At 66.0% G+C, this 9,143-nt stretch carries 6 protein-coding genes; 1 reads left to right on the top strand and 5 read right to left on the bottom strand.

Going from position 1 to position 9,143, the window contains the following annotated elements; genetic code table 11:
• Together NA4_RS31535 and NA4_RS31530 are read right to left on the bottom strand one after the other, a co-directional pair.
• The coding region (locus tag NA4_RS31535) for an AMP-binding protein (protein WP_157129410.1) at nt 1-482 on the bottom strand (482 nt) is incomplete at its 3' end.
• Nucleotides 483-754: 272 nt separating this feature from the next.
• Complete coding sequence (locus tag NA4_RS31530) at nt 755-3,658, bottom strand: UPF0182 family protein (RefSeq protein WP_067478449.1); 2,904 nt, start codon at nt 3,656-3,658, stop codon at nt 755-757.
• Between the two features lie 275 nt (nt 3,659-3,933).
• Between NA4_RS31530 and NA4_RS31525 the strand changes: the two genes are divergently transcribed.
• Nucleotides 3,934-5,880 carry a glycoside hydrolase family 15 protein gene (locus NA4_RS31525; RefSeq protein ID WP_157129409.1) on the top strand — a complete coding sequence of 649 codons (1,947 nt, stop codon included), beginning with the start codon at nt 3,934-3,936 and terminating at the stop codon, nt 5,878-5,880.
• Between the two features lie 7 nt (nt 5,881-5,887).
• Here NA4_RS31525 and NA4_RS31520 read toward each other — a convergent pair whose 3' ends face one another.
• The 3 genes from NA4_RS31520 to NA4_RS31510 all read right to left on the bottom strand — a co-directional run bounded on the left by NA4_RS31520 (nt 5,888) and on the right by NA4_RS31510 (nt 9,139).
• Nucleotides 5,888-7,105, bottom strand: coding sequence for a NupC/NupG family nucleoside CNT transporter (locus tag NA4_RS31520; protein ID WP_373862858.1), 1,218 nt, complete (start codon nt 7,103-7,105; stop codon nt 5,888-5,890).
• A 92-nt stretch (nt 7,106-7,197) separates the two neighbouring features.
• Nucleotides 7,198-8,211, bottom strand: a complete 1,014-nt coding sequence (locus NA4_RS31515; RefSeq protein ID WP_067478444.1) for an ABC transporter substrate-binding protein — start codon at nt 8,209-8,211, stop codon at nt 7,198-7,200.
• Between the two features lie 34 nt (nt 8,212-8,245).
• The gene (locus NA4_RS31510; RefSeq protein ID WP_307188606.1) at nt 8,246-9,139 is read right to left on the bottom strand and encodes an ABC transporter ATP-binding protein; all 894 of its coding nucleotides are present in this window, start codon (nt 9,137-9,139) and stop codon (nt 8,246-8,248) included.
• Between the last annotated feature and the right edge of the window lie 4 nt (nt 9,140-9,143).

Raw genomic sequence — 9,143 nt, 5'->3', positions numbered from 1 at the left:
CCCGCCTCCGCAGCAACCCTCTCCCGATGCACCGGGACGTCGAGCTCGATCCACTCGATACCGTCACTCGGCAACCCCGACCGATGCGCGCCGAGAGTCACACCCAACACAGCACCGGAATCCGAGAGCATGTGCGCAATACGATCCGCCGGATAGCCCGGGTCCACCGGCACATACGCCGCGCCCGTCTTCGCCACCGCCCACATCGCCAGCACCGACTCGACCGAACGGGTGATCGCCACCGCCACAAAGTCTCCCGGACCCACCCCGTACCCGATCAGATAACGGGCCAGCCGCGACGACGCCTCGTCCAGCTCACGATAGGTCAGCTCACGCTGGTCAGCCGGCTCGCCAGTCGGGTTGTATCGCAGCGCGGCGGAGTCGAACGCTGTGTCGACCGCGGCGGTGAGCAACTGCGGGAACAGGAGGCTCCGTGCACGTGAGGAACGGGTGCGACGTGCGGAACGACGTGACTGGGTCATACGGCGGCAAGTTCACTCTCTGATCGATCATGGTTCGCCCTGGCTATGGAGCCAGAAGGATGCTTCAAATGCGTGAACCCATGACCCGAGCGTGCTGTCGGAATATAGCGAACGACGATTGCGCCCGCCCGCCGAACCTGGGAAAGGTCCCGTGGTCTACCCGTTCCGGCGGGCGATGAACAGTACTTGTGACCAACGACATCCCACGAGTCCCGGGCCGCACGCCTCGTCGTGACGGTCGAACACCGCGCCGCCGACGGATGACGGAAGCGTCATCGACCGGAACGTTCCAGGTCTTTCAACTGCTGTTGGAGACGGTCCAAGGCCGCGCGGATGGCATCGATCTGCGCATTGAGTTCGGCGATCTTCGCCTGATCGGCAGTCGGCGGGGACGGCGCCGGTGGAAGCGCTGCCGGTGGTGGTGCCGGGGGCGGCTGGCCCGGTGTCGGCGGGGCGGAGGGGCCGGTGCCCGGCGCGGTGGCGAGCTGGCCGGTGCCGGGACCGAACACTTGATCGAGCGCCTCGGCGAGGGTGGGGGCGTACCCCACGCGGACGCCGCCGGTGCCGGGTTCGCGGTAGCTGACAAGTACTCGCGCCAGCTGCGGGAAGGTCGATCCGTTCGGTGTGGTCGAGATCCGCTCGGTGAACAGCGGCTCGACATAGAGCACACCACCGTCGGCGATCGGCAGGGTGAGCAGGTTGCCGTACTGAATCCGGTTCGAACGCTCCAGCAGGGTCCGCTCGGACGCCACTCTGGTGTCGGAGATCATCGAGTTCTGGATCTGCTGCGGTCCCTGGGTGAGGGTGTCGGTGGGTAGCTGCAGGACGCTGATCTTGCCGTAATTGTCCGGGTCGGAGTGCGCGGAGACGTAGGCGGACAGGAATTCCCTGTTGTATCCGACCATCGCGCTGGCCAGCCGGAACGACGGCTGGGCGGTGGACTGGTCGCCGAGCAGGACGTAGAACGGCGGCTGGTGCGGGTTGGTTTCGACAGTCGGATCACTGGGCACCGACCAGAACGCGTTCGTAGTGAAGAACTCTCGCGGTTCGTCCACGTGATATCGGGCGAGCAGTTCCCGCTGGACGCTGAACAGGTCCTCCGGGTAGCGGAAGTGGCCCCGCAGTTCCGCGCTGATCGACTCCTCGGGTTCGACCGTGCCAGGGAAGATTTTCATCCATGCCGCCAGGACCGGGTCCTGCCGGTCGACCTGGTAGAGGGTGACCGTGCCGTCATAGGCGTCGACGGTGGCCTTGATCGAATTCCGCACGTAGGAGATCTGCCGAGCCAGCTGGGCATCGCTGTCCGGCTCCGGGGTTCCGAGCGAGCTGCGCTTGGCATACGGGTAGCCGTCGATAGTCGTGTATGCGTCGACAATCCATACGATCCGGCCGCCGACGACCGCCGGGTAGGGATTGTGGTCGGTCGTCAGCCACGGTGCGACGAGTTCGACGCGGTGGCGCGGGTCCCGATTGAAGATGATCTTCGATTCGGGGCCGATGGCCTTCGAGAAGATGATGTTGCGCTCGGTGTAGGTCGTGGCGAAGGCGAGGCGGTTGAGCCAATTCCCGATCGGGACGCCGCCTGCGCCGTCGTAGGTGTACTTGGTGGTGTCGGTGTCGTACTCGCGCGGTTCAGTGCCGCCACCGACGATCGCGTAGTCCGGGCTGGCTTGGGCGATCACTTCGCCGTAATAAATGCGAGGCTGATCCACCGGGATCATTTGCTGCCCGGACGCTTGGGAGGCGATGTCGCTAACCGAATAAATCGGGTATCCGCTGTTGCTGCTGGCTGCATCACCGGCGGCATCGCGAACCGCCGCGTTGACGCGGTTGGCCGGGGCGGCGACGAACCCGTTTCCATGGGTGTAGACGGTGTGCCGATTCACCCAGTGGCGCTGGTTACCGGTCAGCGCGCTGGGCGTCAGCTCGCGCGCCGCGACCACGTAGTCGCGCAGTTGCCCATCCATGCGGTAACGATCCAGGTCCAGATGCGCTGGAAAACTGTAGAAGTTCTTCAACTGCTGCTGCTGGGTGAACGTCCGCGAAAGCACGTTCGGGTCGAGTAAGCGGGCGTTGGCGATCGTGGTCACGTCTGCCGGTACCTCGGACGGGCGCTTGGTACCGACCCCGGAGTAGGCCTGATATTCGACCCGGTCGTGGCCGATCCCGTACGCCTGCCGGGTAGCCGCGATGTTGCGTTCGATGTAGGCGCGTTCCATGTCCGCGGCGTTCGGGCGGACCGAGAACTGCTCGACCGCCAGCGGCCAGACGGCCCCTACCAGGATCGACGACAACAGCAGCAGCGCGGCCGCCATCGCGGGAATCCGCAGGTCCCGGACGACGACGGCGGCGAAGACCGCCGCGGCGCAGATGACCGCGATCGCGAAGAGAATGAGCCGGGCCGGAAGCACCGCGTTGATGTCGGTGTAGCCGGCGCCTGCGAAGGTGGGTTCCTTGCGGCTGCTCGACAGCAGCGAGTATCGATCGAGCCAGTAGGCGGCTGCCTTCACGGCGATGAACGTTCCGGCCAGCACCGCGAGCTGGACGCGCGCCGCATGGGTCAGGCCGGGCGCGCTTCCGGACAGCCGCAGCCCCCCGAACAGGTAGTGCGTCGCGAGGCTGGCCAGGAACGCCAGGACCGCGGCGGCGAACAGCCAGTTCACGACAAGCCGGTAGAAGGGCAGGTCGAAGACGAAGAATCCGATGTCGTGTCCGAATTCGGGATCCGACACTCCGAAGGCCCCGCCATGCAGAAACAGTTGGACAGTCATCCAGCTGGACTGTCCGATGAGGCCGCAGATGAGGCCCAGCGACGCCACTATGCCCAACCCGAACCGCAGCGGCCACCGGATCACCATCGCCCGATACGGCCGCAGGCTGTCTTCTTCGCCGGAATCGGGTACGAAGGGGGGTCGGAATCTGAACGCGAGCCACATCGCCGCGAACAGCACGCCCCCCATGAACAACGCGACCACGATGAACAGCGACACACGCGTGAACAGCGCCGTGGCCCAGACACCGCGGAATCCGACTTCACCGAACCACAGCCAGCTGACGTAAGCACTGATCAGCCGGGGAACGATCAGCAGCGACACAACGAACACCGTGGCGGCGACCACCAGCACCCGAGTGCTGCGATGCAACCGCCGCAGGCCGGGGCCGTCGCGTGCGCTCATCTCCCACTCCTGTGGCTACGCCGAGCCGAGCGGAGTACGGACGGCGTGAACCACTCAGCCCGATACTACCGAGGGAGCTCCGAGACCGTGCCCGACTGCGTCGTAGGGCACGCGGGGGTTGCCGATTCCACCGCCGAGGTGGTGGGCTTTTGGAAACGCCATAGCACTCAGGTCACCGATCAAGCGCGCAGTCTGCTGCGAGAGAAGGCGGTTCACCAGGCGATCACGTGGAATAACCAGCCAGAGTCAGCGCCGAGATGACGATGGAGCAGCACATGGACGACGAGATCGAACGCACACCGCGGCTCACGGCGTTCCCGCCTATCGACGACTACGGTTTCATCTCCGACTGCGAGGTCACCGCCCTCATCGCTCCCAGTGGAGCCATCGAGTGGATGTGTCTACCTCGCATGGACGCCCCGAGCGTCTTCGCCGCCATCCTCGATCGTTCCGCCGGATCGTTCCGGTTCGCCCCTGCCGACTTCATGGTGCCGACCGATCGCCGCTACGTCCCGGGCACCATGGTCATGGAGACGACGTGGCGCAGCGGCGAGGGGTGGGCGACAGTCCGCGATGCACTGCTCGTCGGGCCGTGGCGGCACCAGACACCCGGCCGTAGCGCCCATCGCCGGACGCCCACCGACTACGACGCCGAGCATATTCTGCTGCGGACCGTGCACTGTGAGACCGGGCAGATCCAGTTCGGCATGGACTGCCATCCGTCCTTCGACTACGGCAGGCATCGCGCGCAGTGGGAGTACCTCGACAGCTACCACCTCGCACAGGCCGGCGCGGACGGGACCGATCTGCGGCTGACATTGAGCACCGACATGCGCCTGGGGCTGGAAGGGACGCACGCGGTCGCCCGCACGCTGCTGAAGGCGGGCGACACACGCTTCTGCGCGCTCTCCTGGGGCAGTCGCGAGGCCCCCGTTGCCGTCGACGAGGCCGATGAACGGCTGGTGCAGACGATCCACCACTGGCGCCACTGGCTGGCCGGCGGCCGGTTTCCGGACCATCCGTGGACAACCCAGCTCACCCGCAGCGCACTGACCCTCAAGGGCCTGACTTTCGCACCCACCGGGGCGATCACCGCGGCCGCGACCACGTCACTGCCCGAAACCCCGGGCGGACAACGTAATTGGGACTATCGCTATTCGTGGGTCCGCGACTCCGCATTCGCGCTGTGGGGCCTGTACACGCTGGGCTTCACCTGGGAGGCCAACGACTTCTTCTCCTACATCCTCAGCTTGACCGAAGAAGCCAGGGACATGCAGATCGTGTACGGCATCGGCGGCGAAACCGACCTCACCGAGCAGACCCTCACCCACCTGCGCGGCTACGACAATGCCGGTCCCGTGCGCATCGGCAACGACGCATACCGGCAACGTCAGCACGATGTGTGGGGCACGGTGCTGGATTCGGTCTACCTCTATGGCCGCCACCAAGATCAAATCGACGCGCGGGCCTGGCCGCTGCTCGGCCGGGCGGTCAAAAGCGCCCTCACCTACTGGCGCGAGCCCGACCACGGCATCTGGGAAGTGCGCGGGAAACCGCAACACTTCACCTCCAGCAAAGTGATGTGCTGGGTTGCCGCCGATCGCGGCGCCCGGCTGGCCCGCATCCACCAAGACTTCGACCGCGCGCATCGCTGGCAGCAGGCCGCCGACGAAATCCACGCCGACATCTGCACGCACGCCGTCGACTCCCGGCAGGTGTTCACCCAGTACTACGGCGGCACGGCGCTGGACGCCTCGGCCCTGCTCATCCCGCTGGTTCGCTTCCTGCCCCCCGACGACGAGCGGGTACGCAACACGGTGCTGGCCATCGCCGACGAACTGACCGAAGACGGCCTCGTCCTGCGATACCGCGTCGAGGAGACCGACGACGGATGCGCCGGGGAAGAAGGCGCTTTCACGATCTGCTCATTCTGGTTGGTCTCGGCGCTGTCGGAGATCGGGGAAAAGAAGCGAGCCAAACAGCTGTGCGAAAGACTGCTCGGCTACGCCAGCCCCCTCGGCCTCTACGCCGAGGAGATCGACCCGCGCACCGGCAGGCACTGGGGCAACTACCCCCAGGCGTTCACCCACCTCGCCCTGATCAACGCCGTGATGCACGTCATCCAGGACGAACAAGCCGTACTGCGGGAGGCACTCGGCGGTGAATCGATCGCCCCACGACTGGGCGATGCGCCGTTCACCGTGGGATACATCCACCACTGACCCGGGCCTAACTCAGGAGGCCGACGATGGTGGCGGACAGCAGGCTGACCAGCGTGGCGCCATAGAGCAGGCGGAGTCCGTTGCGGGCGATGACGGCGCCCTGCTTCTCGCTCAGACTGCGGACCGCGCCCGTGACGATGGCAATGGTGGCGAAGTTCGCGAACGACACCAGATAGGTGGACACGATCGCGACCGTGCGGTCGGACAGTCCGTCGTGTTGTCTGCTCAGTTCCTGCATGGCGACGACCTCGTTGGACACCAGTTTGGTGCCCATGAACCGGCCCGCGTCCGCCGCTTCGTGCCACGGGATGCCGGTCAGCCAAGCCAGCGGCGCGAAGACGTGCCCCATCACATCCTGGAACGTGGTGCCGTGGAACAGGGCGGCGAAGACTCCGTTGATCATGGCCAGCAGGGCGATGAATCCGATCAGCATGGCCGCGACGGTAAAGGCGACCTTGAACCCGACCAGGATGTAGTCGGTAAGCATCTCGAAGAACGATTGCGGCTTGCGGCTGTCGGCGATTTCCTCGCCGAGCAGCTCGGCATCGTCGGAGGCGCTGACCGGGTAGGGATTGATCAGCGAACACACCACGAACGCGCCGACCATGTTGAGCATGATCCCCACGATCACGTACTTCGGGTCGATGAGCAGCATGTAGGCGCCGAGGACGGACGCTGAGACCGTCGACATCGCCGATGCGGCCAGGGTGTACATCCGCTGCGGCGGGATGTCGTCCAGCATGGCGCGCAGCGAGATGAATACCTCGGACTGACCGAGGATGGCGGAGGCAACCGCGTTGAACGATTCGATCTTGCCGAAGCCGCTGACCCACGACAGCAGCAGACCGAGGTATTTGATGATCAGCGGCAGCACTCGCAGGTGCTGCAAGATGCCGATCAGGGCGGAGACGAACACGATCGGCATCAGGACCGCGAACAGGAACGCGGGCCCGCTGTCGCCAGTGGCGGGCAGGTCGCCGAACACGAACGCCGTGCCCTGCGCGGCATAGCCGAGTATGTGGTCGAAAGTGGCGCTGACCGCGCGGACCACCGTGCGCCCGATCCCGGTTTTCAGCAGCAGGAAGCCGAGCGCGATTTGCACTGTCAGCAGGACCGCGATTCGCGGCAGCCGACCGCCTGCGGCGCGGCGGTCGGTACTGGGCAACCATGCCAGCAGCAGGAAACACGCCAGCCCGGCGACCCCGATCAGATAATGCACGCGCACCTCGAAGAGCATGGCGTGCAACCGCTTTGGTGAGCATCTCTCATGTCGGTCCATAGTGGGGTGTACCCACAGTTGAGAAGCCGGGGCGATGCCTACCGTGATGGTTGCGTGCCGGTCGCCTTCGCTACGTCGGCGAGCATCCGGTCGGCGGCCTGGACACCGATGCCGGACATCCACGTCTCGTCGGGGACCTCGATGACCTTGCCGTTCTGCACCGCGGGCAGATCGCGCCAGACCGGGCTGGTGGTGACGGCGTTCTTCTGGGTCTTGCCCGGATCGTCGATGGTGGCGACGAAGATGAGATCGGCGTCGGCCTGGTCGATCTGCTCGGGGCTCACCTCCTTCATGATCTTCTTCGGATCGTTCGAGATCTGGGAGGCCGGGCGCGGCAACCCGATATCGGCGAGCACCACGCCGCTGAAGGAGTTGCTCTGATACAGCCGGGTCGGTCCGGCAAGGAAGCGGACCACCGACACGATGGGCAGGCTGCCGTTGTGCCCTGCCTTGATGTCGGCGCCGAGCGCGCGAGCGCGGTCCTCGTACTGTCTCAGCGCGTCGGCGGCTTGCGTTTCCAGGCCGAGCGCCGTGCCGTGCAACGCGAGATTGGCCTTCCACGGACCGCCGACGGTTTCGGTGAACACGGTGGGCGCTATACCGGAGAGTTTGTCGTAGATCTTTTCGTGCCGGATCTTCGACGACAGGATCAGATCCGGCTTCAAGGAGGCGATGCGTTCCAGATTCGGCTCTTGCATCGGTCCGACATCGATCACTCCGTCGACTTTGCCGGCCAGGTAGTCCGGAAATCCGCCCCGGGTTTTCGTGTGCGGCACCACCGCCCCGAGCGGCTTGACGCCGAGCAGGGTCACCGAGTCGAGTTCGGCCGTGTCGAGCACCACCACTCGCTGCGGCACGCGGGGGATCTCCACCTGCCCCATCACAGTGTCGACGGTGCGGGGGAAACTCGACGGGTCGGCGGCCGACACCACCGAATCCATTGTGGTGGAACTGGTTCCGCACCCGGCCAGTCCGGACATGCCGATCGCGGCCGCGAACAGCGCAAATGTGACGCGACCTGCACGGTGCAGGCGGCATTGCCGGATGGTCATGATGATCCTCGTCTCTCAGCGGTAGAAGCGGCCGTCACGTCGACGGGGTGACGGCGTGGCCATTTCGATGTCCATGTCGCGCGGTGCGGCTTTTGGGCACGACCAGCGGCGTGCCGGTCTCTGGATCGGGAATCACTCGGCAGTCGACGCCGAATACCGTTCGGACCAGATCGGCGTCCAGCACCTCGGCGGGCGCACCCGCGGCAGCCAACCGTCCGCTGTGCAGTACGACCAGGTGGTCGGCGTAGCGGGCGGCCTGCCCGAGGTCGTGCAGCACCATGACGACCGTGCGGCCCGCCGCGCTGTGCAATTCGGCGACCAGATCGAGCACGTCGAGCTGGTGACGCAGATCCAGGAAGGTGGTCGGCTCGTCGAGCAGCAGCAGTTCGGTCTCCTGCGCCAGCGCCAGGGCAATCCAGGCCCGCTGCCGCTGACCACCCGACAGCCGGTCGACCGGCTCGTCACGCAACACGTCGGTTCCGGTGCGGCGCAAGGCATTCTCGACCGCCGCCTGGTCCGCGGCCGACCACGGGCTTAGCATGCGCTGATGCGGATAACGGCCCAGCCGCACGAGCGCTTCCACCGTGATCGCCTCCGGAGTGATCGGCTGCTGCGGCAGCAGGCCCAGGCGCAGCGCCAGTGCGCGCGCAGACATCCGGTGGATTTCCGCACCGTCCAAGGTGACGGTTCCGCCGGACGGACGCAGCAGCCGCGAGAGTCCGCGTAGCAGCGTCGATTTGCCGCAGGCGTTCGGTCCGACGATGGCGGTGATGGCACCGCCGGGCAACTCCAGATCCAGCCCGTCGATCACGCCACGATCCCCGTAGCGCAGCGCGAGATCGTGCGTGGCGAGCACATTCGCCGCCGTCGCCTGCTGCTCGGCCTGGTCGGCAACGACATCCATTGTGCCGGTGTGTCCTTCGCTCATGCCT

The sequence above is a fragment of the Nocardia amamiensis NBRC 102102 genome (genome assembly GCF_001612745.1).
GTDB classification, from domain to species: Bacteria; Actinomycetota; Actinomycetes; order Mycobacteriales; family Mycobacteriaceae; genus Nocardia; species Nocardia amamiensis.
This window is presented reverse-complemented; position numbering and strand designations above follow the sequence as displayed.

What these genes read in the sequence shown, in the direction of transcription:
- NA4_RS31515 (WP_067478444.1), bottom strand. Translation starts at nt 8,211, where the DNA reads ATGACCATCCGGCAATGCCGCCTGCACCGTGCAGGTCGCGTCACATTT.
- NA4_RS31510 (WP_307188606.1), bottom strand. Translation starts at nt 9,139, where the DNA reads ATGAGCGAAGGACACACCGGCACAATGGATGTCGTTGCCGACCAGGCC.
- NA4_RS31530 (WP_067478449.1), bottom strand. Translation starts at nt 3,658, where the DNA reads ATGAGCGCACGCGACGGCCCCGGCCTGCGGCGGTTGCATCGCAGCACT.
- NA4_RS31525 (WP_157129409.1), top strand. Translation starts at nt 3,934, where the DNA reads ATGGACGACGAGATCGAACGCACACCGCGGCTCACGGCGTTCCCGCCT.